At 45.6% G+C, this 25043-nt stretch carries 20 protein-coding genes; 11 read left to right on the forward strand and 9 right to left on the reverse strand.

Translation table 11 applies throughout. From position 1 onward, the window contains the following. Positions 1 to 6: 6 nt before the first annotated feature. From BW716_RS10605 to BW716_RS10615, 3 genes are read left to right on the forward strand one after another with little or no spacing between them, the layout of a single operon-like run. Positions 7 to 411 carry a hypothetical protein gene (locus tag BW716_RS10605; RefSeq protein WP_083722517.1) on the forward strand — a complete coding sequence of 135 codons (405 nt, stop codon included), beginning with the start codon at positions 7 to 9 and terminating at the stop codon, positions 409 to 411. Continuing rightward, positions 412 to 1461 (forward strand): pyridoxal phosphate-dependent aminotransferase family protein, encoded by a 1050-nt coding sequence (locus tag BW716_RS10610; RefSeq protein WP_083722518.1) that lies wholly within the window; start codon positions 412 to 414, stop codon positions 1459 to 1461. Positions 1462 to 1463: 2 nt separating this feature from the next. Continuing rightward, on the forward strand, positions 1464 to 2315 hold the full coding sequence (locus BW716_RS10615; RefSeq protein WP_083722519.1) for a TraB/GumN family protein: 852 nt from the start codon (positions 1464 to 1466) through the stop codon (positions 2313 to 2315). 3 nt (positions 2316 to 2318) lie between these two features. On the opposite strand, the gene pstB is transcribed toward BW716_RS10615, so the two are convergent. The 4 genes from pstB to BW716_RS10635 all read right to left on the reverse strand — a co-directional run bounded on the left by pstB (position 2319) and on the right by BW716_RS10635 (position 5924). Next, positions 2319 to 3074, reverse strand: a complete 756-nt coding sequence (pstB, locus tag BW716_RS10620; protein ID WP_083722520.1) for a phosphate ABC transporter ATP-binding protein PstB — start codon at positions 3072 to 3074, stop codon at positions 2319 to 2321. 2 nt (positions 3075 to 3076) lie between these two features. Continuing rightward, positions 3077 to 3910 (reverse strand): phosphate ABC transporter permease PstA, encoded by an 834-nt coding sequence (gene pstA, locus BW716_RS10625; protein WP_083722521.1) that lies wholly within the window; start codon positions 3908 to 3910, stop codon positions 3077 to 3079. Then, the gene (pstC, locus tag BW716_RS10630; protein ID WP_083722522.1) at positions 3907 to 4794 is read right to left on the reverse strand and encodes a phosphate ABC transporter permease subunit PstC; all 888 of its coding nucleotides are present in this window, start codon (positions 4792 to 4794) and stop codon (positions 3907 to 3909) included. Before pstC ends, pstA begins: the two co-directional genes overlap by 4 nt. A gap of 302 nt (positions 4795 to 5096) precedes the next feature. Beyond that, the gene (locus BW716_RS10635; protein ID WP_083722523.1) at positions 5097 to 5924 is read right to left on the reverse strand and encodes a substrate-binding domain-containing protein; all 828 of its coding nucleotides are present in this window, start codon (positions 5922 to 5924) and stop codon (positions 5097 to 5099) included. A 224-nt stretch (positions 5925 to 6148) separates the two neighbouring features. Here BW716_RS10635 and BW716_RS10640 point away from each other — a divergent pair, with 224 nt between their 5' ends. Then, complete coding sequence (locus BW716_RS10640) at positions 6149 to 10900, forward strand: translocation/assembly module TamB domain-containing protein (RefSeq protein WP_083722524.1); 4752 nt, start codon at positions 6149 to 6151, stop codon at positions 10898 to 10900. A gap of 95 nt (positions 10901 to 10995) precedes the next feature. On the opposite strand, the gene BW716_RS10645 is transcribed toward BW716_RS10640, so the two are convergent. Then, positions 10996 to 12198 (reverse strand): bifunctional 3,4-dihydroxy-2-butanone-4-phosphate synthase/GTP cyclohydrolase II, encoded by a 1203-nt coding sequence (locus BW716_RS10645; protein WP_083722525.1) that lies wholly within the window; start codon positions 12196 to 12198, stop codon positions 10996 to 10998. A 472-nt stretch (positions 12199 to 12670) separates the two neighbouring features. On the opposite strand from BW716_RS10645, the gene BW716_RS10655 reads away from it, so the two are divergent. From BW716_RS10655 to BW716_RS10680, 6 genes are all read left to right on the forward strand, one after another. Further along, positions 12671 to 15850, forward strand: a complete 3180-nt coding sequence (locus tag BW716_RS10655) for a carboxypeptidase regulatory-like domain-containing protein (protein ID WP_083722527.1) — start codon at positions 12671 to 12673, stop codon at positions 15848 to 15850. Positions 15851 to 15921: 71 nt separating this feature from the next. Further along, the gene (locus tag BW716_RS10660) at positions 15922 to 16629 is read left to right on the forward strand and encodes an alpha/beta hydrolase-fold protein (protein ID WP_083722528.1); all 708 of its coding nucleotides are present in this window, start codon (positions 15922 to 15924) and stop codon (positions 16627 to 16629) included. 44 nt (positions 16630 to 16673) lie between these two features. Beyond that, positions 16674 to 17828 carry a RimK family alpha-L-glutamate ligase gene (locus BW716_RS10665; protein WP_235643597.1) on the forward strand — a complete coding sequence of 385 codons (1155 nt, stop codon included), beginning with the start codon at positions 16674 to 16676 and terminating at the stop codon, positions 17826 to 17828. A gap of 214 nt (positions 17829 to 18042) precedes the next feature. Further along, positions 18043 to 19143 (forward strand): carboxylate-amine ligase, encoded by a 1101-nt coding sequence (locus tag BW716_RS10670; RefSeq protein ID WP_083722529.1) that lies wholly within the window; start codon positions 18043 to 18045, stop codon positions 19141 to 19143. Between the two features lie 3 nt (positions 19144 to 19146). After that, positions 19147 to 19920, forward strand: a complete 774-nt coding sequence (locus BW716_RS10675) for a type 1 glutamine amidotransferase (RefSeq protein ID WP_083722530.1) — start codon at positions 19147 to 19149, stop codon at positions 19918 to 19920. Next, on the forward strand, positions 19917 to 21098 hold the full coding sequence (locus BW716_RS10680) for a hypothetical protein (RefSeq protein WP_083722531.1): 1182 nt from the start codon (positions 19917 to 19919) through the stop codon (positions 21096 to 21098). Before BW716_RS10675 ends, BW716_RS10680 begins: the two co-directional genes overlap by 4 nt. A 42-nt stretch (positions 21099 to 21140) precedes the next feature. Here the strand turns inward: BW716_RS10680 and BW716_RS10685 are convergent, their stop codons facing one another. The 4 genes from BW716_RS10685 to BW716_RS10700 all read right to left on the reverse strand — a co-directional run bounded on the left by BW716_RS10685 (position 21141) and on the right by BW716_RS10700 (position 23863). Then, positions 21141 to 21449: a rhodanese-like domain-containing protein gene (locus tag BW716_RS10685; protein ID WP_083722532.1), complete on the reverse strand. Its 309-nt coding sequence runs from the start codon at positions 21447 to 21449 to the stop codon at positions 21141 to 21143. Positions 21450 to 21495: 46 nt separating this feature from the next. Beyond that, entirely contained in the window at positions 21496 to 22305 is an 810-nt protein-coding gene (locus BW716_RS10690) for a PASTA domain-containing protein (RefSeq protein ID WP_083722533.1), read from the reverse strand. A 45-nt stretch (positions 22306 to 22350) separates the two neighbouring features. Continuing rightward, positions 22351 to 23340: a D-alanine--D-alanine ligase gene (locus tag BW716_RS10695; protein WP_083722534.1), complete on the reverse strand. Its 990-nt coding sequence runs from the start codon at positions 23338 to 23340 to the stop codon at positions 22351 to 22353. Positions 23341 to 23515: 175 nt separating this feature from the next. Continuing rightward, positions 23516 to 23863 (reverse strand): 4Fe-4S dicluster domain-containing protein, encoded by a 348-nt coding sequence (locus BW716_RS10700; protein ID WP_083722535.1) that lies wholly within the window; start codon positions 23861 to 23863, stop codon positions 23516 to 23518. 92 nt (positions 23864 to 23955) lie between these two features. Here BW716_RS10700 and BW716_RS10705 point away from each other — a divergent pair, with 92 nt between their 5' ends. Next, on the forward strand, positions 23956 to 24954 hold the full coding sequence (locus BW716_RS10705) for an acyl-CoA reductase (RefSeq protein WP_083722536.1): 999 nt from the start codon (positions 23956 to 23958) through the stop codon (positions 24952 to 24954). The last annotated feature ends 89 nt before the right edge of the window (positions 24955 to 25043 follow it).

Here is a 25043-nt window from a genome sequence, read left to right on the forward strand (position 1 = left end):
TCTCCCGTGAAATATATCGCTCTATCAGCCATCCTTTTTCTCTGCTCCTGTGGCGCTGGCGACAAACAACTCCTCCATAAAAAATGGAGAGTGTACGATGTAGTTGTTCCACCCGGCTCCGGTTATGACATCACGCAAATCAACCAGGCGACTGAACTGAAAAGAGGCTACTATACGAACGTGTTCTACCAGTTCCTCGACAACAACCTGTTCATCGCCACGATCGATAACCAACCTGATTCCGGCAAATACAAGATGCTCAGCGCAGGAAAGGTCATTTCCATCACCGCTAATAACGGAGACCGTACTTACGAGAACCTTGTCACCGTTGTTACCCTCGACGATACGCACTTCGATATGAAAGTGAAATCAGGTGATTACTATTTCATTTTGAAAACAAAGGCTGAATAAATGTATCTGCACACAAATTCGACTCCTGACAAGGTAACCCACATCAGCGGGAAAGAATATCTTTTCTTCTCCGGCTTCTCTTACCTGGGCCTGCACGCGCATCCCCATTACAAAGAAGCACTCCGTAACGGCATCGACCTGTATGGAACCGTATTTGTGTCTTCCCGCATAGCTAACTTACGCCTTGATCTATATGAAGAACTGGACGATACGCTTGCTGACATGCTTAAACAGCCCGCAGCAGCTTCCTTTTCTTCCGGCTACCTTGCCTCGCAGGCAGCGGTGCTATACGCTGCCACACAGGGTGAGCTATGCTACTCTCCGACCACACATCCCTCGCTCCGTTTAGGTAAAGCCAGTATCCCCAATCAGACCTGGGAAGAATGGACAGCACAAACGATTGAGAAAGTAAACGCCTGGCCGGATCGCACCTTTGCGATCGTGACCGATAGTGTGAATCCACTTACCAGCAATATCAACGATTTCAACTGGCTGAATGAAATTAATAAAGAAGTGATGGTAGTGATAGACGACTCTCATGGCTTTGGGGTATTAGGACCCAACGGTAATGGTATTGTTCATGTACTGCCACAGCACCCGCCACTCCGCTACCTGCTCTCCGCTTCACTGGCCAAGGCATTTAGCATACAGGGAGGCGTGGTCTCGGGTAGACTGGAAGACATCATCGCTATAAAAAAAACACCCGCTTTTACAGCAGGTACTTCATTGATGCCGGCCAGCGCCTGGGCATTTCTGCAAAGCAAAAAACTGCATCATCATCAACGAAAACTGATGCAGCAACGCATCGCTGAGTTTGCAACGTTAACGGCTGATATGCCTCAGCTACATAATCCTTTTCGACTACCTATCTTCCTGGTGAAAGCGGGTATTGAAAAAAAGCTGGAACACCAGGGAACCATCATCTCCTCTTTTGGCTACCCTGATCCGGATAGCCCACCCATTAACCGTATTGTCGTAACTGCACTGCATCAAAAATCCCAGCTGGAAACATTGCAACAGCAATTAAAACAAGCCTTCAAAACTGCCTGATCATGTTCACTACATTACTTTGCCTGTTAACGACCTTTTTGCCGGCAGCACAGAAAGATTCGTCTTCCCTGCTCTGGAAAATCAGCGGCCATGGCCTGTCTAAGCCATCATACCTGTTTGGCACCATCCACATGCTCTGCACTGACGATCTTCCATTTTCTGTCGCCATTGGCAAAACGATGAAGGAGACCAAAGCCTTCTATATGGAATTCAACATGGACGATACAGAAGCCATGACCCGCATAGCCGGTGAGATGATGATGCCTGAAGGTTATTCATTCAAAGCCCTGTTATCGCCGGAAGATTATACAATACTCAGCGATTACTTCCGCGACTCTATCGGCACCTCATTGCAGTTATTAGACAAGATGAAACCCATGCTCATCATGAGTATACTGATGGAAAAAACCGCTACCTGTCCGAATCCTGTCTCCTGCGAAAATATGCTCCTGCTACTCGCCAAAGACCAGGGTCTCACCATACATGGACTGGAAAATGCAGAAGATCAGATCGCGATATTTGATAGTATTCCTGATAAAGAGGAAGCAGAAAGTCTTGTAAAGCAGGTGAAAGATATGGCAGCTTCCAGAACGGAGTACCAACAATTGCTGGATGCTTATTATAAGGCAGATCTCAACCAGCTGCTTGGTTTAATCCTGCAGGAAGAAGATGTGGTCCGCTACAAAAAACTCATGCTGGACGATCGTAATAACAACTGGATACCCGTTATCACAAAGCAAATACAGCAGACACCTGCATTCTTTGCATTTGGCGCAGGTCATTTAGCCGGCAAAGGTGGGGTCATCGCACTGCTCAGAAAAGCAGGTTACAAGGTAGAACCGGTGGCGTTGTAAGCATTATCCAAAATGTCCGTTTACATAATTCTTTGTCAGCTCCTGTTGAGGGGAATGGAATATCTGTTCGGTATCGCCATATTCAATCAGTTCGCCGAGGTACATAAAAGCGACTTTGTCTGAAATACGCTGGGCCTGCTGCATATTGTGGGTGACGATGACGATGGTATAATCCCGCTTCAGACTGAGGATGAGTGATTCTATTTTATTTGTGCTGATGGGATCCAGTGCAGAACAGGGTTCATCCATCAGGATCACCTCGGGGCGCAGGACCACAGCTCTTGCTATACACAATCGTTGTTGCTGCCCACCGGATAATTTTACGGCAGGTTTCTTCAATTCATCTTTTACTTCATCCCACAGGTAACTTTCTTCCAGTGCCCGCTGTACCAAACCGGGAATTTCATGTTTGGGAAACTGATGGATGCGCAGTGGATAAGCGAGGTTATCAAAGATACTTTTGGGCAAAGGATTGGCTTTCTGAAACACCATCCCGATCCTTCTTCTCACTTCATTGACAGAGAGCTGGTGATCATAAATATCCTGGTTATCCAGTTGGATCTCTCCCTTAATCTTCGCATCAGGCGATAGATCATGCATGCGGTTAAACGAACGTAGCAAAGTAGACTTTCCACATCCTGAAGGCCCGATCAGCGCCGTCACCTTGTTTTCAGGGAAGTCGATATTCACCTGTTTCAGGATCTGTTTATTCCCAAAATACAGATCCAAATGGTGTGCTGACAATTTGATCTTATCCATAGTCAATCCTGCGTTCTTTGTTTAAACCTGAAATAAAATGCGACCATGTTCAGCAGAAACACGATTATAATCAGTACCACAGCCGTTCCATACGCCAGGGGCCGTACGGCTTCGATAGACTGGTGCTGTGTGCACAACATATACAGGTGATAGGGCAATGCCATGAACTCCTGATCCAGGGCCGTTGTCATGCCATTGATATAGAAGGCGGCACCTGTAAATAAGATAGGCGCTGTTTCGCCTGCGGCTCTTGACAGGGTCAGAATAACGCCTGTGAGAATGCCTGGCAATGCCTTGGGTAATACTACATCCCTGATCGTTTCAAACTGTGTAATACCCAGTGCCAGTGTGGCTTCGCGCATACTGACAGGTACCCGCTTCAGCGCCTCTTCGGTAGTAGTAATGATATAAGGTAATGATAGTAACCCTAATGTAAGACCTGCAGCAAATACAGAAGTACCGAGCCTGAAGGTCTGTACAAAAAGCGCCAGCCCAAACAAGCCATAAATAATAGAAGGAATACCAGACAGGTTTCGGATAGAACCCCGGATCACATTCGTCAACAACGAAGGTCTGGCATATTCATTCAGGTATACGGCACAGGCAACACCGAAGGGCACGGAGAATAATGTCGTGATAAAGGTGAGTAACAAAGTACCGGTAATAGCTGGCAGTATTCCTCCTTTAGTCATAGCCGCTACCGGGGGCTGGCTTACAAACTGCCATGATAATACAGATAATCCTTTTGAAAAGATATCCCATAGGATGACGCCCAAAAACAGGCAGACGATGAACGTACTACCTGTTAATATCAACCAGTTAAACCATTTTCTCATGCCTGAAATTTTCTCAACCTGTTAGCGGCATATTCCCCAACGAGGTTGATGATTAATGTAATTAAGAACAACACTGCTGCAATAGCAAAGAGCGCAAAGTAGTGGGTGGTGCGGTAAGGCACCTCTCCCATTTCGATGGCAATGGTAGCAGTGATGGTTCTGATAGAATCCAGGAAACCTGTGGGCATCTCGGCAGTATTGCCGGTGGCCATGAGTACTGTCATTGTTTCGCCGAGGGCTCTGCCTAATCCTAACAACACGGCAGCAATTAATCCCGGGTAGGCAGCGGGTATGACCACTCTATACAAGGTTTGCCATTGATTGGCCCCTAGTGCCAGCGAAGCTTCGCGATGACTTCGGGGGATGGCATTGATCGCATCTTCACTGATGGTAATGATGGTAGGTAATGCCATCACTGCCAATAAGATAGAACCATTGAGGGCATTCAATCCATTTGCAATACCGAATATCTTTGCAATACCCGGTCCAACCAGGGTAATACCCAGGAAACCAATGGCCACAGAGGGGATGGCAGCCAGCATTTCGATAACAGGTTTTAATACGACCTGCAATTTTCGTGGCGCCAGTTCTGAAAGGAAGGCGGCACATAAAATACCCAATGGCACCGCGATGATCATAGACCCAAAAGCCACCAAACCCGTGCTCACGAGCAATGGAATGATGCTATAGGCATTCTTGGAATTATCCGGATCCCACTGTGCCCCAGTAAAAAAGTCGATGGGAGGTACATCGAAAAAGAAGCTTACACTGTTGTAAAACAACATAATGAAAATTCCTGCCAGCAAGGCAATGGTGAGTAAGCCAGTCGTTTTGAACACCTGTTTCATGAGCCAGTCCATCCTTTCCCGTCTTTTGATACGCATAAAGATTATTTTTTGGGTAGAATATAACAGTTTGAAAATCAATATTAGGTTATAGAAGCGTCGAAGAGCAATCGAAAAGTAATCGAAAAGTAATCGAAGAGCAATCGAAGAGCAATCGAAGAGCAATCGAAGAACAATCGAAGAGCAGTCGAAGAAGCATCGAAGAAGCATCGAAGAGCAATCGAAGAGCAATCGAAGAAGCGTCGAAGAGCAATCGAAGAACAGTCTAAGCGCAGTCTAAGAACAGTATAAGCGCAGTCTAAGCGCAGTCTAAGAAAGCTTATAGAAATGTGATCCATTATCTATTTTCCAACTGGATAATACCCTCCTGTCTTAATTATTTTCTGGCCTTCGGCACTTTGTTCAAAATCGATGAAAGGCCTTACCTGTATTGAATCTTTCGCCCTGAAGTATTGGAACAGGGGACGCTGGAAGAAGTACTTTCCTTCTTCAATTTTTGCAGCATCCAGGGGTGACACTGCATCCACTTTGTCTGTAGTATACACCGGTAATACTTTTATCCCTTTGTTGGCCCCGGCGCTCACATATCCGGCGCCTACATAGCCGATGCCGGAGTGATCTGCACGAATGGCTTCCACGATCTGTGCATTGCCATTCATTTGTTTTGCGCGTGGGGAGAAAGCGATATGCAAACGATCTTTTACAAAATCATGGGTCCCGGAATTACTTTGACGCCCATAAATGTTCACCGGCAGGTGCTTTCCCGTAATCTGCTCCCAATCCCGGACCTTTCCACTCAGCACATCAGCCAGCTGTTGGGTACTGATAGATTCCATTGGAAGATCATCGGCTACGATAAAGGCGATGGCATCCTGTGCAAAGATGAATGAATCGAGCGCGATGCCTTTTTCCCGGAACAAGGCCACCTCTTTATCATTGATCCTCCTGCTGGAATTGGCAATATCTGCCGTGCCATTCAGCAGGGAGGCGATACCCAATCCGGAACCACCACCGGATACGGAAACGAATAAAGAAGGTTTGTAATGATGAAATGACTCTGCAAACTGTACGGCAAGGTTAACTTCGGTATCTGATCCCTTCACTTTCACTGTTTTATTGCCCGAACAGGATAACAGCACAATGCCCAGAATGAGGAATGAATACTTCATATGGATAAGATATCAATTCCCAATCCAAAAACTTTAACAACTGTATTAACTTACTATTAATTAAACTTGTAAAACAGGGGCATATCACTTAAGAAAAATTGCTACCCTGATCGCTCCAAGAGCCCGGTATTATCAACTTATTCAATTAAATTTGCCGCTTAAACATTGCTGCGCTGAAAAAGGTACGTAAAATAATCACGATTGTTCTCCTTAGTATACTGGGTTTGGCTATCCTTCTGGGTATCCTGGTCAACATCCCTGCAGTACAGAATTTCCTTGTTCAGCAAGCAATCACCCGACTCTCGCACCAGCTGAAAACAAGGGTAGATCTCAAGCATGTAGATATCCGTCTCTTCAATAGCCTTCGCCTGGAAGGTCTCTATATCGAAGACCGGAACAAAGATACTTTGCTATATGCCGGTACTGCCCAGGTAAAGATCACCGATTGGTTCTTTGTGCAGGATAAGCCGGTGCTCAAATACATCGGCCTGGATAATGCCAGCATCAACTTAATACGTACCCGCAAAGATTCTCTCTGGAACTACGATTTCATCATCGACGCCTTTGCCAGTGCACCAGATACATCGAAAACAAAGAAGCCTTCCGGCGGCGTATCGATCGACCTTCGTAAGATCGACCTCACGAATGTCAGGATCAACCAGGTAGACCAGTGGATTGGTGAAGACTACTACGTAACTGCCAAACAAATTTACCTGGATGCCAAGAACCTTGATCTGCAGCAACACAATATTGACATACAGGAGCTGAAACTGGACAAGCCATCGTTTATCATTTCCAGTTATAAGTCCTCACCCCTGCGTCACAAAAAACCAAAAGCAGACAAAGAAGAGCTGACAGATACTACCGCTATTCCTGAGCTTCGCTGGAACAGTGCCAACTGGAAACTGCTGGTCAAAGAAGTCTCGATCAAAGACGGCCTCTTTGGCGTAGACGACCCGGATGATACCACTGCTGTAACAGCCGGTTATTTTGCACCGAATCACATACGCTTCCAGAAAATAAATCTACAGCTCACCAATACGACATTAGTAAAAGACAGTATCCTGGGCGACCTGACCTTCAGTACAAAAGAACGTAGCGGATTTGAAGTAAAGAAACTCTCTGCACGCTTTAAGATGTCGCCAGTGGAAATGGAGTTCTCTCACATGGACCTCCTGACAGCCAACAGTCACCTCCGTGATTATTACACCATGCAATATGCCGATATCAGTGATATGAACGATTATATCAACCTGGTATTCATGCGTGCACATATTGTAAACAGTAAACTATCTTCTGACGATATTGCTTTCTTTGCACCGGAACTGAGGGACTGGAAAAAGGTAGTCACCCTCTCTGGCGATGCCCGTGGACCAGTGTCAAACCTGAAAGCGAATAATATAGAACTCTCTGACAATGCAGGTACACACCTGAAAGGAGGTTTGGAAATGCGTGGGCTGCCTGATATCGCGGAAACCTTCATCGACTTCCATGCCGATGAACTAACCACTAATGGCGGGGAAATCCTGAGCATTGCCCCTTCCCTGCGCAACGTGGAGCCACTGCGTATTGACAAACTGAGCAACATTCTCTTCCAGGGTAGCTTTACAGGGTTTATCAATGACTTTGTGGCCTATGGTAAGTTCCAGACTAACCTGGGTAACCTGAATTCTGACTTGAACTTCAAGACCAGCAAGGATGTGCCGGTATACTCCGGTAGTCTGACCACGAATGATTTCAATATGGGTACCTTGCTGGATGTACCCCAACTCTCCACCGTGTCGCTAAGTGCGAAGGTAAACGGCGCAGGTTTCAACTTTAAAACACTGAATGCAACAGTAGATGCGGATGTACAGAAAATTACGCTCTACGACTACACCTATACCAATATCAAGACGAAGGGTGAGATGAACAGGAAGTTCTTCAACGGTTCGCTCGCAGTGGGTGACCCTAACCTTGATATGGACTTTGCCGGTACCATTGACTTCAATGCGCCGGTGCCCGTGTTCCGTTTTGATGCTGACATCCGACACAGTAACCTGAAGGCCATGCGCCTCACGGATGACTCCCTCACTTTCCAGGCAAAACTGGACCTGAACTTTGCGGGTAGTAATATCGATAACTTCGATGGTTCTGCCCGTGTGTACGATGTATCGCTGTACCGCAAGCTACACAGACTGGAATTTGACTCACTGAATGTATCTACACATCTGGAGAACAATATCAAGGTACTGGCTATTCAGGGTAGTGAGATCAGCGGGTTTGTGAAAGGGAACTATAGTTTTATGGACCTGCCGGATGCATTCAAACTGTTGCTCAATAAATACTACCCCAGCTATTTCCCTACTGCACCAACCAAAGAGATTAAGCAGGATTTCTCCTTTTCCTTCCAGATGGGAGAAGTGGATAAGCTGATCAAGGGTTTTACAGACAAGGTGACGGGTTTTGACCAGTCTAAAATAGATGGGTCGCTGAATACGGTGAATGGCAACCTGTCGCTGAATGTATTTGTGCCACAGGCGGGCTATGGCGGGTATATGGTGAATGATCTGCAACTGAAAAGCTCCGGTAATTTTGATAAGATTGACATCAGTACAAGTATAGGCAGGGTTACCAGTGGAGACAAGGTATTACTACAGCACCCATTGATCCTGGCCAGTTCCGGCAAAGATACTTCTTACCTGAAAGTAGACCTGCAGGCACAGGACACTTCCTCCCTGGATGGTTTCTATGCCAGGGTGATCACTGTATCGGATGGGGTGAAGATCAGCTTCCTGAATAGTGCCTTTACCGTAAATGAAAGACAGTGGAATGTGAGACCGGGCAATGAAATCTATTGGAGTAAGAACTTCCTCACCGTACATAACCTGAAGGTGACGCGCAATGAACAGAGCGTGTCCGTAGAAACCAACGAATACAACCCGGATGAGTCTACCTTCATGATCAACCTGAAGAACCTGAACCTGGCCGATGTAATTCCGGCGCAATTGACGCCTATGCGTATAGAGGGACAGGCAGACGGGAAGATCCTGATCACAGACCCGATGCGGAACCTGGATATAGATGCGGATATTGTGACCAAAGAACTACGACTGGACAATGACTCCATCGGGCTGGTATCTTTTGCAGGGGGATATAGTCAGGGCACCGGCGAAGCCACATTTGAATTACATAGTGATAATGCCGGTAAGAACCTGGATGCAAAGGGAAGTGTGGGATTAACGAAAGAAAATAACAGACTGGAAGGTACAGTGAACCTGAAGGGTGTAGACCTGGTATTGCTGGATCGCTTTGTAAAAGATTATGTGACAGATCTGAAAGGGCAGGTAAATGGGCAGATCAATGTGAGTGGCACTACAGAACTGCCTTCGGTGAAAGGGAACCTGAAAGTGGATAGTGCGAAAGTAAGGGTATTGTACCTGGGTACAAATTATACCATTCCTAAGTTGAACATTAATATAGATGATAACCTGATTGAGTTTGGCAACTTCACCATTATTGATAAGAACAACAGTAAAGCAAGTGGTAGTGGATATATTTCTCATGATCATTTCAATGCACTGACGTTCGACTTTGATGTAACGGCGAGAAACTTTGTCTTCCTGGGTACAGGTGCGGCGGATAGTGATCTCTTTTATGGAGATGTGATTGCGGATGGAAAGGTTTATTTCCAGGGTCCGTTAAATGATATGGTATTGAAAGTGCAGGCAAAGCCGGATAAGGGTACCCATTTCTACCTGCCATTGTCGGATAGTAAGGATATCGGGAAGTCGGATTACATTACCTTCAAAACCTATGGTACAGAGATGAAGGAAGAGAAGCGGAAGAAGAAGGATAACGTGAAGCTGAATGTGAAACTGGATATATCTGCTACCCCTGATGCACAGATTGATGTGATTATGGATGCTGCGAGTGGTGATATGATTTCTGCCAATGGTACCGGAAACCTTCAGATCAATGTAAACCTGGATGGAGATTTTACCATGTTTGGGAACTATGAGATCAACCTGGGTAGCTATAATTTTACTTTGCAAAGGCTGACCAGCTGGAAGTTTGATATCGACAAGAGCAGTTCAATTACCTGGAATGGCGATCCGCAGGCAGCGAAGGTAGATATACATGCAAAGTATTCTTTGCCAAAAGTGAGTTTGTACAACCTGGTGGGAACGGCTTCTACCACAACAGATAAACTGGCGACCCGTACAGAGCGGGTGGATATCCTGATTAACCTGCGGGGGGAGTTGATGAAACCTGATATTTCTTATGAGATCAATCTGCCAGAGGTAGGGTCACTGGCATATGAAAGTGGTGTGGCAGCGAAACTGAAGGAAATAAACCAGGATCAGAATAAGGCCTTGCAACAGATGGCGGGGTTGTTGCTCTTTAACCAGTTCCTGCCTGAAGATCCGAGTTCGGGAGGTGCGAGTGTGGCGATCACAGGTAAGAATAGTGTGGGACAGGCATTGAGTGCGCAGGCACAGGCGATATTGAATAATATAACCGGGGCACTGCTCAAGAACAGTGGTATTGGTGTGAATGTGAACTATCGTGCTTATAATATTGGTAATGTGGATAATACGGCGATGGACAGGAACCAGGTGAGTGCCGGTATTACCAGTACCTTATATAATAACAGGGTACGGTTGTATGTGGGTGGTGATTATGACTGGGGGAAGGCGGCTACTTCAGCGAATACGAACCGGCTGGCGGGAGACTTCAGGGCAGAGTACCTGCTGACGCCGGAGGGCAGGTTCCGTATCAATGCATTTAGTAAGTCGGATTATGACGTATATAATTTGGTGAACAGGACTAAGGCGGGTTTGGGGTTATCTTATGTACGTGAGTATAATAAATTCACCGAGTTGTTTAATGAGCGGGCGAGAAAGCGGATGATAGATAGTATGAGGAGGTCTGAGATGCAGCGGTTGGACGAGAAGGATACAACGGTGAAGCCGGCGAGGGATACAACGCATTAAATAAAAAAGGGTCCTGCCAGAGGGAATTCACCAACGAAGATGAAAACCATTTTCATAAAGAAAGGGTCCTGCCAGAGGCAGGACCCTTTCTTTATTTATCCTTTCAGGATCTCGTGACCCATTTTATCTCTTTTTGTTTTCAAATACACCTCATTATGCGGGTTGGGATGAATTTCGATCGGCACATTTTCTACCACTTCTAATCCATATCCTTTCATCCCGGCTCTCTTTTTGGGATTATTTGAAATCAACCGCATTTTGGTAATATTCATATGCCTCAGGATCTGGGCACCCACACCATAGTCTCTTTCATCCATCTGGAAGCCTAATTCCAGGTTTGCTTCTACAGTATCTCTCCCTTCTTCCTGTAATTTATAGGCTTTCAGTTTATTCAGCAAACCAATACCTCTACCTTCCTGGTTCATATATAATATAAGACCTTTTCCTTCCTGTTCTACCATCTGCATGGCTTTGTGGAGTTGCGGGCCGCAATCACATCTCAGGCTATGGAGAATATCGCCGGTTACGCAGGAAGAGTGGATACGCACCAGTACGGGTTCATCTTTCTCCCATTCTCCTTTCTTCAGTGCCATATGGGTTTCGCCGGAATTCAGTTGTTTAAACGCAATCAATTCAAAATCACCATATTCAGTCGGCATCTGTACGCGTACCTCTTCTTCGATCAGGGATTCCTTCTTGAGTCGGTATTCGATCAGATCTTTGATGGAAATCAGTTTCAGGTCAAACTTCACTGCTATTTCCTTCAGTTCAGGTAGTCGGGCCATGGAGCCATCTTCGTTCATGATCTCCACCAGTACGCCGGCAGGCTCAAATCCTGCTAGCCGGGCCAGATCGATCGTAGCTTCGGTATGTCCGGTGCGGCGCAGCACTCCTCCTTTCTTTGCTTTCAGGGGGAAAATGTGCCCGGGCTTACCTAATTCTTCAGAACGAATATTGGGATCGATCAGGGCCTGAATTGTTTTAGCTCTGTCATGGGCGGAGATACCGGTGGTACAACCATGTCCCAGTAAGTCAACAGAAACTGTAAAAGGTGTTTGGTGTAAAGCTGTATTATCACGCACCATCATTTCCAGACCGAGTTCCTCGCATCTTTCTTCAATTAATGGTGCACATATTAATCCACGGCCGTAACGGCTCATAAAGTTGATAATCTCCGGAGTCACATTCCTTGCAGCTGTGATGAAATCGCCCTCATTCTCCCTATCCTCGTCGTCTACTACTATGACCAGTTTACCCTTCTTTATATCTTCTATGGCTGATTCTATTGTATCTAACATATCACTGTTGTTATATTGATTGCAAAGTTAGGTTAAAAAGAGGCATGAAACATTGGATTAATCCCGGATTTTACGCCCTTTTGACAGCACAAAAAGTCACCCTCCAGTGGTGTTGGGCGTCCAATATTTCCCTAATTCCTCTCAAACACGCTCCCATCAGTTTAATACCCTTCTTTCTTTATCATATATTAAATATAAGCATATCAACATTTGTCAGAAAAACTAATATAAAAACAGCCCTTGCCCGACAGAGAATTAAGTATTCCAACAAATTATTATTCGAAATATTAGAATTTCTTACCCTATTAGTTGAACAAACTCCATTTAAAGACTGTTTTGCCATATAGTTTCGAATATACACAGCCATCTACTCAATCTTTTAATATGGCTTAACAATTTGTTAATTTCAAGTTAAAATTCGTAAGAAAAATTTATTAACCTTTGCGGTCTTATAAAATCAAACTGCTCAAATATGGGATGTAAAAAACTACTGTTAACATTCATTGTCTTGCTTAGCGTTTGCTATTCTTTCGCGCAGGTAACAACAAGTGCTGTTACCGGTCTGGTGAAAGATGCAAAGGGGGAGGGCCTGATTGGGGCCACAGTTAAAGCCATTCACGTTCCAACCGGAACCGTTTATGGTACCACAACACAAGCGGGAGGTCGTTACACCATTCCCAACATGCGTGTAGGGGGTCCTTACACCGTTACAATTACCTATATAGGCTATCAGGAACAAAACATTAAAGATCTGTATCTGAGCCTGGGTACTGCATTGACCCAAAACGTAAAACTTGAAGATGGTAGCAAATCGCTGAACGAGGTAACTATTACCGGTCAAAAAAGCAGCATTATCAGTTCAAACCGTACTGGTACACAGACCAACATCAGCCAACGCCAGCTGACTGAGTTGCCAACTGTAGGCCGTAGCATCCAGGATTTCGCCCGTTTGACACCGCAGGCAGTTGCTACTTACAGCAGCTCGAACGGTAGCCCACTGGGTATCTCCTTTGCAGGTCAGAGCAACAAATTCAACTCATTCACTGTGGATGGTGCGAATGCAAATGACGCATTTGGTCTGACTGCTACAGGTACCAATGGTGGTCAGGCGAATGTAAACGCTGTTCCACTGGAATCGGTACAGGAAGTACAGATTGTACTGTCTCCATATGATGTTACCCAGAGTAACTTCACGGGTGGTGGTATCAACGCTGTTACCAAATCAGGTACTAACCAGTTCCACGGTTCGGCTTATTTCCTGAACCAGAACCAGGGTCTGGTAGGTCACAACGTACAGAGCGATGTGAAATACGCTACTTATAATAATACAACATGGGGTGCCAGCTTAGGTGGTCCTATCGTTAAGAATAAAGCATTCTTCTTCGTAAACGCTGAAAGAAACGACTACAAAACGCCGCTGCCTTACAATCCGGCAGATGCAGGTTCAGGTTCTAAATTCAGCACTGCGAGACTGGATTCTATCCGTAACTACCTGATGACCAACTATGGTTACGATCCAGGAAGCTACACTGATATCAGTTCTAAAGGTTATGCGACTTCGGTATTCGCACGTATCGACTGGAACATCAGCGACAAGCATAAGCTGACCCTGCGTCATAGCTATGTAGATGGTAGCAACTACGTAATTTCACGTACTGCCACTACTATGACCTTTGGTAACAGCGGTTACTACATGCTCAGCACTACTAACTCTTCTGTAGCTGAACTGAACAGTAACTTCAATGCAACAACATCCAACGTGCTGCGTGTGACTTACAACCGTATCCGCGACAGACGTAATACATCTGCATTCCCTTCTATTTACCTTACAGAAAGCAGTCTGAACTACAATGCTGGTGCTGACTATTCTTCTGCACGTAACTCACTCGGTCAGGACAACTTCACTATCGTGGACAACCTGACTATCCAGAAGAAGAAGCACACCCTGACCTTTGGTACTGACAACCAGTTCTTCAACACGAACAACGTGTTCCTGCAGTACTACTATGGTTATTACACTTACAGAAGCTTGAGTGCTTTGCTGGCTAACTCAGCTGCACCATCTTCATATGGTATCAGCTACTCTGCCAAGGGTGGTGATGACGTAGCTCCGGGTAAGATCCACGCAGGTCAGTTCAGCGTATATGGCCAGGATGTATGGGATATCAATGACAGGTTCCGCCTGACTTATGGTGTTCGTATTGATCTGCCTGTATTCTTCAACAAACCTGATGCAAACACCGGCTTCAACTCTTCTGATCTGGCAGCTAAATACAACGTACAGAACAACGTAGTTCCTAAGTCTAAACTGCTGTTTGCACCAAGAGTTGCCTTCAACTACGATGTTAATGGCGATGGTACTACCCAGCTGAGAGGTGGTGTTGGTCTGTTCACTGGTCGTGTGCCACTGGTATGGATCTCTAACGCTTACTCTAACACAGGTGTTGCCTTCACTAAATTCAGTGGTACACCTGATGCTTCTGTTCGTTTCAACTACGATCCATCTGACGTACACCTGGGTGCTTATATCCCAACTACTACGGCTGCGCCAACTGAAGTTGACGTTACTGACAAGAACTTCAAATATCCTCAGGTACTGCGTGGTAACCTGGCTATCGACCAGAAACTGCCATGGTGGGGTCTGATTGGTACCATCGAAGGTCTATATACCAAGACTATCAACAACATCGCTTATCAGAACCTGAACGTAGGTGACCAGCAAGGTACTGTGACTGTAGGTAACACTACCCGTCCATGGTACAACTTCACCCGCGCAAACAGCAGCTATACTGACGTAATCTACCTGAAAAACACCAGCAAGGGTTACGCTTATAACTTTACTTTCCAGATCCAGAAACCTCTGGACCATGGATGGGCTGGTAGCGTCGCGTATACTTATGGTAAATCTACCTCAGTAAACGATGGTACTTCTTCTACCGCTTATTCTAACTGGCGTTTTGCTTACAACCAGAACGGTCTGAATAACGTAGGCGAAGCTCGTGCTAACTACGATCCAGGTCACCGTGTAGTTGCTTTTGCAAGCAAGACTTTCCGTTATGCTAAGAACCACATGAGCACTACTGTTGGTCTGGTTTACCAGGGTTACACTGGTCAGCGCTACTCATTCCTGTATAACTATAACCTGACAGGTGATGATGCTTCCGGTAAAACCGGTTCTTCGAGCTTAGCTTATCTGCCTACAGATGCAAGCCAGTTTGCAAACCTGACAGTAAATGGTGCAACTGTTACTCCTGATCAGCAGCTGGCTGACTTCAAGGATTTTGCTTCTCATAACAAATACCTGCAGGATAACCTGGGCAAGAACACTGTTCGTAACGGTGCAAGAATGCCATGGGAAAGTCACTTCGACCTGAAGATCGCCCAAGACTTCATCCTGAAAAACACACACAGACTGGAAGTTGGTTTCGACGTTCTGAACGTTGCTAACCTCCTGAACCGTAACTGGGGTTGGGGTTACTACCTCGGTAACCAGTCAGTGTCTCTGTTCAGCATAGTATCTCAGACACAGAACCCAACATTCACCTTTGATAAAACAAAGATGAACAACATCAACGGTATCCTGAGACCATACACAGTGAGCGACTACCTGTCACGCTGGAGAGGTCAGTTGAGTGTTCGTTATAACTTCTAATCTGCATTTATACAGATACAAAAAACGCTTCGGCCTAACAGCCGAAGCGTTTTTTTATTATATTTATATGAATGCATGAACAATATTACAAATGGAAATCCCCTCATCTCGGCCGTGAATTCGAGATGCTGGTATTCGGAGAGGAAGGCTATCCCCTCATCCTCTTCCCTACCTCTATGGGGCGCCATTATGAACATAAGGAAAGAGGCCTAATTCATGCATTACAATGGTTCATCGACCATCAGCTCATTCGGGTCTATTGCCCTGATAGTATAGATGCCCGAAGCTGGTATAACAAACAGGTCTCCCCTGCCCAACGCACGCTCAATCACATTGCTTACGACAACATGCTGCGGCATGAGGTGCTGGAAAGGGTCATATACGAAACCGGCGTTCACCGCGTAGCCTTAGCCGGCTGCAGTTTTGGTGGGTACCATGCCTCCAACTTTGCCTTCCGCTACCCGGAGCAGGTATCTTACCTCTTTAGCCTCAGCGGCATTTTTGATATTACCTCCCGCCTGGATGGTCATTATGATGATAATGTCTATTTCAATAATCCCATGGATTACATGCGCGACAATCCGCGCGAGGCCCTCTGGCGCATGGGAATTATACTAGGCGTAGCCGACGAAGATATAGCCCGTAACCAGAATGAACGGATGTCAGGGATACTCGCTCACAAAGGCATCAGCCACTGGCTGGATGTAAGGCCCAATCAAAAACATGACTGGCCCGTATGGAACGAAATGTTACCATATTACCTTTCCCTTATAAAATAAGCTGGCGAATCCATTGGCGCGAATATTGATCCTCAACCGCTTTTATGGCAAACGGAATCATTGATACACTCAACGTAAAAACATTTTTCAGGATGAAAAAAATAGGCCTTCTCTATGGTCAGGAAAACAGTTTCCCCCAGGCATTCATTGACCGCGTAAACGCAAAAAATGTCAACGACATCTCTGCTGAATTCGTATCTATCGACAAAGTAATACAGGGTATTCCAAATGAATATGCTGTGATACTGGATCGTATTTCGCAGGATGTTCCTTTCTATCGTACCTGGCTCAAACAGGCTGCACTGGAAGGAAGCGCGGTGATCAATAATCCATTCTGGTGGAGTGCGGATGATAAATTTGTGAACAATGAGCTGGCTGCACGTGCGGGTGTCAATGTTCCTAAAACTGCATTACTCCCCTCCCGCGATCTACCGGTAAATACTACGGATCAATCGTTCAGAAACCTGATATATCCTTTTGACTGGGAAAGCATTTTCGCGCACATTGGCTTTCCTGCTTATATGAAACCTTACAATGGCGGAGGTTGGAAACATGTCTACAAAGTCAATAGTGCTGAGGAATTCTTTGCACAACATGCGCATACCGGCCAGCTGGTGATGATGTTGCAGGAAGAGATTGAATACGATTCTTATTATCGTTGTTATTGCATTGGCGGCAAGTATGTACGTGTTATTCCTTACGACCCGCACCAGGCTCCTTATCAACGTTATCTTGATAAGGCACAGGGAGACGATGACCTGGAAGGTGTGATCATCGAACAGGTGGCTAACCTGAACCGTTACCTGGGATACGATTTCAATACAGTAGAAATAGCCGTGCGTGCAGGGATCCCTTATGTGATCGACTTCTGGAACCCTGCGCCGGAGGCAGATGAGGCGACGATCGGTGCAGAGAATTTTGAATGGGTGGTAGAGACAGCGGCGAATTATGCTATTGAAAGAGCGCTGAAACAGTTGCCGGGAACAGATAACCTGACATGGGGTGCGTTTATGACCCATGCGGTGCCAGGAAATCAGACGGCGATAGTACCGGGTGCGAAGAAGACGGCGGCAAAGAAATCGACGACACCGGTGGGTGCTGCGCCTGCTGAGAAGAAGACTACTGAGAAGAAGGCTGCTGCTAAAAAAGAACCTGCGGCAAAAAAGACAACTACTAAAAAAGCAAAGGCCAAAGAATAGGTTGTTTGTTTGTATACAACCGGCCTGCATTACCAGCTATCTCCCCTCAGCCGGTATGCAGGCCTTTTTGTTTCTGAAAATGGTTTTCATCCCCGTTTGTGAATTCCCTCTTTCATGAATGTTCTATTGGCGGCTGCGAAAAAAGAGTACCCCTTCCTTGCTGCCGCAGTCCATTTTCCATATTCTTCTTATCTTGCCTCCCTAATTACCAGCTATGCTCCGGAATTTCACACTAGGCATTGAAGAAGAATACATGGTCATGGACCCTCGGACGCTCGAGTTATGCTCCCATGAACAGAAAATTGTAGAACAGGCCCACAAAGTCATCCCGGAAAAAGTAAAAGCCGAATTTCATCAGGCAGTCGTAGAAGTCGGCACCCACATTTGTGCAAACATCGACGAGGCCCGTGCAGATGTAGCACACCTTCGCAAAACGGTGGCACAGATTGCCGGCGACCTGGGATATAGTATCGGCGCCTCCGGTACTCATCCCTTTTCCAAATGGGAAGCCCAGCTCATCACAGACCATCCCCGGTATTTCGAAATTGTGAATGAAATGCAGGACGCTGCCAGATCGAACCTGATCTTTGGGCTGCATGTGCATGTAGGAATGGAGAACAGGGAAATGGCCCTGCATATCGCGAATTCTGTGCGTTATTTTTTGCCTCACGTATTTGCCTTAAGTACCAACTCTCCTTTCTGGGAAGGTCGGAATACAGGCTTTAAATCATACAGGGTAAAGGTATTCGATAAGTTTCCCCGTACTGGTATCCCTGATTATTTTGCCAGTATCGGAGAATACGACCGCTATATACAGTTACTTGTCAAGACCAAGTGTATTGACAACGCCCGCAAGGTATGGTGGGACCTCCGTGTACATCCTTTTTACGATACGGTAGAATTCCGGATCTGCGATGTGCCGCTCACCCTGCAGGAAACCTGTACCATTGCAGCCATCTTCCAGGCACTCTGTGCAAAGATCTATAAACTGCGCATGCAGAACCTGAACTTTATTATCTACAACCGCGCACTGGTCAATGAAAATAAATGGAGAGCCAGCCGCTATGGTATAGATGGCAACCTCATTGACTTTGGTAAAGAAGCGGAAGTCAATACCCGTTCACTCATTTTTGAACTGCTGGAGTTTGTAGATGATGTGGTCGATGAACTGGGTAGCCGTCATTATATCGAGCATACAAGAGAAATACTGCAGAATGGCACTGGTGCTGACAAACAACTGGCTGTTTTCAATGAAAACAAAAACATGCACAGTGTGGCGGACTTCATTATTAAACAATTTCTCAAAGACTGCTAGCACATGAAAGTAGCTATACTTGACATGTATGAAGGCGTTCCGAACGAAGGGATGCGTTGTATCAGGGAAATACTCGCGGCGTATGCTGTGCGTCATTCACTGGTATTGCAGTGTGATGAGTATGAGGTGCGCATCGCTGCCCAGGTACCTGATCTTTCTTACGATATTTATATTTCTACAGGTGGTCCCGGTTCACCGCTGGATAGTGAAGGCAGTGAGTGGGAACACCGTTATTTTGGTGTGATGGAAGCGTTGATGAAAGCTTCAAAGCCGGTGTTATTGATATGTCATTCCTTTCAGCTTATGTGTCGCTATTTGAAGCTCGGAAATGTATGCAGGCGCCGATCACCTGCATTCGGAGTGTTTCCTGTGCATAAGACAACTGCAGGTGAATTTGAACAGCTCCCCGATCCTTTTTACATCGTGGATAGCCGCAACTGGCAGGTGATTGGTTTAGATCATGCACGTATGGATGCAATCGGCGCTTCCGTTTTAGCGCTTGAAAAAGAACGCCCCCATGTACCACTGGAAAGAGCGGCCATGGCGATACGTTTCGGCCCTCATATGATCGGCACACAATTCCACCCGGAGGCTGATGCAACCGGGATGCGGATGTACCTGCTTCAAAAAGAAAAGAAAGACCAGGTGCTCACCAACTATGGTGCGGAAAAATATTACAGCATGCTGGAACAACTTTCAGACCCGGATAAGATCATGCTCACGTATGATACGCTTATTCCTGCATTTCTGAACAATGCCTTATCTATTCAATCATGATCCCTTCTTTACGCAAATATTATAACGAAAATTTTACTGCGGAGAAATACGCGGCATTTATTGAATCAATGGCTGCTGCTGCCGGCGAAGCCCCTGCTTTTAAAGTAGCGGAAACACCCGTGTTTGTACCAGCTGCACTCACGAAGCAACTGATTGATACCAGCGAAGCGATCATTGATGTGATTACACAACCTGACTTCAAAGCCAGTAGTGAAGCGTCTTTTCCTGCATGTATGAAAGTACCGGGCGAAAATGAGCATGCGCATTTTGTGATCATTGATTTTGCTGTGTGTCAAAATGCAGAAGGCGTGTTGCAACCACAGCTCATAGAACTACAGGGCTTTCCTTCTCTGTATGCGTTTCAGGAGCTGATGGCTAAGGAATTTAAACATCATTTCCAGATCCCTGATACAGTAAATAACTATTTCAATGGGTATGATGATAATAGCTATTTAGCGTTATTGCAAGAGATCATTGTGGGTCCTTATCAACCGGAAGAAGTGGTATTGCTGGAAGTAAAGCCACATGAACAGAAAACCCGTATTGATTTTTATTATACGCAAAAGGTACTGGGAATACCTGTTGTTTGTATTACAGACCTTGAGCAGAGAGGTGACCAATTATACTATAAGGATACTTTAATCAAACGCATATACAACCGCGTGATCTTTGATGACCTGCAAAGACAGGCGGCTTCATTGCCGGCACATGTGTCTTTATTCCAGGATTTTGATGTAGAGTGGATCACGCATCCGAACTGGTTTTACAGGATCAGTAAATATACCCTGCCTTTTATTCATAGTGAATTTGCACCGGAAAGCTGGTTTCTGCATGCAAAGGAGTTGCCAGCCGATCTGGAGAACTATGTATTGAAACCGCTTTTTTCATTCGCAGGTCAGGGGGTAGTGATTGATGTAACATTATCAGATATTGCCTCGATTAAAGATCCTGAGCACTGGATTTTACAGCGAAAGGTACAATATGCCCCGGCTATCGAAACACCTGATGGACCCGCTTATTGTGAGATCAGGATGATGTATGTATGGAAAGATGGAGCGGAAAGGCCATTGTTGGTGCATAACCTGGCGAGGCTTAGTAAGAGTAAAATGATAGGTGTGACGAAGGATAAGTCGCATACCTGGGTGGGTGGTACCTGCGCTTTCTTTGAAAAGTATTAAAAAGGCTGACCTTACGGTCAGCCTTTTTAATTTCAAATTCTTTTATTTCCCGAACTTCTCCTGCCAGTTCAACATACCACCGGTCAGGTTCTTTACATTCTGAAATCCCATTGTTTCCAGGATCATTGCTGCCTGGCCGCTTCTGCCTCCGCTTCTGCAATACACAATCACTTCTTCATCCTTCAGATCTTCCAGCTCATCCACCTGCATGGCTCTGATTTCGCCCAGGGGCAACAGGATACCACCGATATTAAATTCTTCGTGTTCATGTGGTTCCCTTACATCGACGATGTGCAGGGATTCGCCATTGTCAATACGTTGTTTCAGTTCTTCAGCAGTTATATTTTCCATCGCTGTAAATTTTATAAGTTAAACGATTATGGGGTATACTACTTTGTTATTGCGGTTCTTTTGTAGAATCAGTTGCACCTTTTACCGGTGCGGTAGGCGACAACCAGATATCCACTACTTCTCCTGCTCTTACCATGCTCAGCTCCTGCAGTGAATTTCTTGGCATCGGATCCTGTTTGATCACAAATGCATTGGCAGTGTCTGTTACAGAAGGATCTACCATTACTGTACCCAGGTTCAGGTTTCTGCCACTCAGGGTCACCTTGGCTTCCTGGAAGGTCATTCCGATCAGATCCGGTACGGGATTTTCGATACTACCTGTACCGCTACTCAGTACCAGCGTGATGCTGCTACCTTCGGGCACCTGTCTGCCGGCTTTTACCAGTTTACCATTCAGCAACTGCTGCAATACGGTATTGGTAGCAAAGTCCGGTTTATAAATTGTATCTCCTACATTCAGCCTGCGGCTATGCAGGGTCATTTCAGCACTACGGAAAGTGAGTCCTACCAGGTCAGGCATGTCCACCATTGGCGGCACTACCTTATTGATAGTCAGGTAAATAGTTCTTCCAACTTTTACTATCGCACCTTTTGCGGGGGTTTGTTCCCATACAGCCAGGGCAGGCAAACTATCGATAAAAATGGAGTCTCTTACATCTACGTTAAACCCAGCATCTTCCAGCTGTTTGGTAGCGTCTTTCACACTCTTACGGTATACGTCAGGCACGGTTTGGGTATCTCCATGCCTGGTAATTACCCCCAGCAGCAGGAAGAAAATCAGCCCCAGTACCAGGAACAACCCTACCACAACGGCCAGGTTGAACCCAAAGGAGCGTTTTGTAATTTGATTGAACACAGATTATATTTTAACTTAAAGATAGCGTAATCTTATACCGCTTTGTTATTTCCTCAGGCACTCTTCAATTAATGTGCCGTAAAACTCCTGCAGGGTTTTACCGGCAGCTCTTACCTGCTGAGGCACGAGGCTGTTATCGCTCTGACCAGGCATGGTGTTCACTTCCAGGAAGAACAGGCGGTTGTTTGCCTCTTCATAGATGAAGTCTGCACGCACAATACCTTTGCAATTCAATTTGTTATACAGTTCTTTGGCGGTATTCCTGATCTGCTCACACACGTCGTCCGGTGCTGGGGCAGGGGTGATTTCTTTGGTCATACCCGGCGTATATTTCGCCTCATAGTCAAAGAATTCTTTGCTGCTTACAATTTCTGTCAGCGGCAAAACGTTGATTTCGCCATTCACTTTATATAAACCACAGGTTATTTCCCTGCCTTTGATAAACTCTTCGATCAGGATCTGTACATCTTCTTTGAAAGCCTTGTCGATAGCGGGTTGCAGTTCTTCGGCAGTATTTACTTTAGACATACCGATGCTGCTACCACCTTCCGCAGGCTTTACAAATACAGGCAGTTTGAGCTGTGCCAATATTTGTTTGGTATCGTAAGGCTGGTTACTGAAGATATGCACAGATTTGGATACATTCACCACATTCAGGGCTGCCACTACTTTGTTGCAATAGCTCTTATTGAAAGTCATGGCGGAGGTGACCATGCCACAGCTGGTAAATGGAATACCCAGCATTTCGAAATATCCCTGCAGTCGGCCATCTTCGCCAGGTGTACCGTGAATACCGATGAAAACGGCATCAAAAGTTACTTTTTGCCCTTTGATAGTCAATGAAAAATCGTTCTTATCCACGGCTATCGCCTGCCCGTCGTCCCCCGTATAATTCCAGCCCTCTTTTGTAATAACAATTTTATACACATTGTATTTGCTGCTATCCAGGTTTTTCTCAATTGTTACGGCACTTTGTACGGAGATAACGTATTCTCCTGAGTATCCGCCGGCAACAAGGGCGATATTCTTTTTCATATAATAATTAATAATAAGCGGATAAAGTTAATAGAAAAATGGGGGATGCAAACTTTTTTACTCCAAAAAGAAGGGGAGAAAAGGTAATTAGCCTTTTCTCCCCATTTAGGTTCGGTATGCGTGCCAGCGATTTGCATCTGACGACCAGTTACCGATAATTCCTTATGCTTCCTGATTAAATATGTAATTTCTCTTTCTTTGCCAGCAGTTCTTCTTCAGACTCCTGGTACATTTCGTCTGGTACACAACAGTCTACCGGACATACTGCCGCACACTGTGGCTCTTCGTGAAAGCCTTGACACTCAGTACATTTATTAGGAACAATATAATAACTGTCAACAGCTATAGGAGCGTTACGCTGGTCGGCATCGATAGAAGATCCATCCATCAGCACATAAGAACCCTTAATCGTAGTGCCATCGGCCATTGCCCATTCAACACCACCTTCATAGATCGCGTTATTAGGGCACTCAGGTTCACAAGCTCCACAATTAATACATTCATCTGTTATTTTGATTGCCATGTTATAAACTTTTTGTTTAAGAAGTAAGCCATTAATTTTGCAGACAAAAATAGAATATCTCCCTTTAAAAAGTAAACTATTTATATAGATTCATGAGCAGTACAGAAAAAGTAGCCGCCCTGGTACGTTTAGGTCAATACCTGACAAGCAATGATCCAGCGCTTCTGGCAGTAAAGGAAAGAGCTTACCAGGCTAACGGCTGGTTCACCCCGGAATTCATAGATCTGGCCATCAGCCAGATTGCGGAGAATTTCCTGGAAGCCGCCCACCTCAACAGCTGGATCAATGCCTACCCGGAATTGACTAAGAACAAACCTGCCCGTACAGTGGGCATCGTTACCGCTGGTAACATCCCTCTTGTAGGCTTTCATGACTGGCTCTGCGGTTTCGTGAGCGGCCACAATGTTCGCCTCAAACTGTCATCAAAGGATGTAATACTGATGCAGCATGTGCTGGATAAGATGAAAGAGTGGCACCCTGAATGGGCGGAGCAGACTACAGTACAGGATATGTTGAAGAACTGTGACGCTTATATTGCAACAGGCAGCAACAATTCTTCCAGGTATTTCGAATATTACTTTGCCCAGTATCCGCACATTATTCGCCGGAACCGGACTTCCGTAGCTATCCTCACAGGTGAAGAAACGCCTGCTGAGCTGGAAGGTCTGGCGGACGATATCAGTATTTACTTTGGGCTGGGATGCCGGAATGTAACCAAGGTATTTGTACCGGAAGGGTATGATTTCAGCCAGTTGCTGGAGGCACAGAAGAAGTATAGTTATCTTGCCGATCATAATAAGTATAAGAATAATTACGACTATAACCTGGCTTTGATCCTGCTGAATAACAGTCCTTATATGTCGAATGAGAGTATGTTATTGCAGGAGGCGGCGCATATTTTCTCGCCAATAAGTGTGCTGAACTATGGGTATTATACCGATAAGGACACGCTGGCGGCGGAGTTGCAGGCGAATACAGCGTTGCAATGCCTGGTAGGAAGAGGGTTTACTCCTTTTGGAACGGCACAGCAACCATCGCTCACGGATTATGCGGATGGAGTGGATACGCTGGAATTTTTGAGTAAGCTATAAAACATTCATAAAAGAAGGATTCACCAACGGGGATGAAACCACTTTCAGTAGAAAAGGACCGCCCTTATGGGAGGGCACTGAAGAAGTTG

The organism is [Flexibacter] sp. ATCC 35208 (assembly GCF_001975825.1).
GTDB lineage: Bacteria > Bacteroidota > Bacteroidia > Chitinophagales > Chitinophagaceae > Chitinophaga.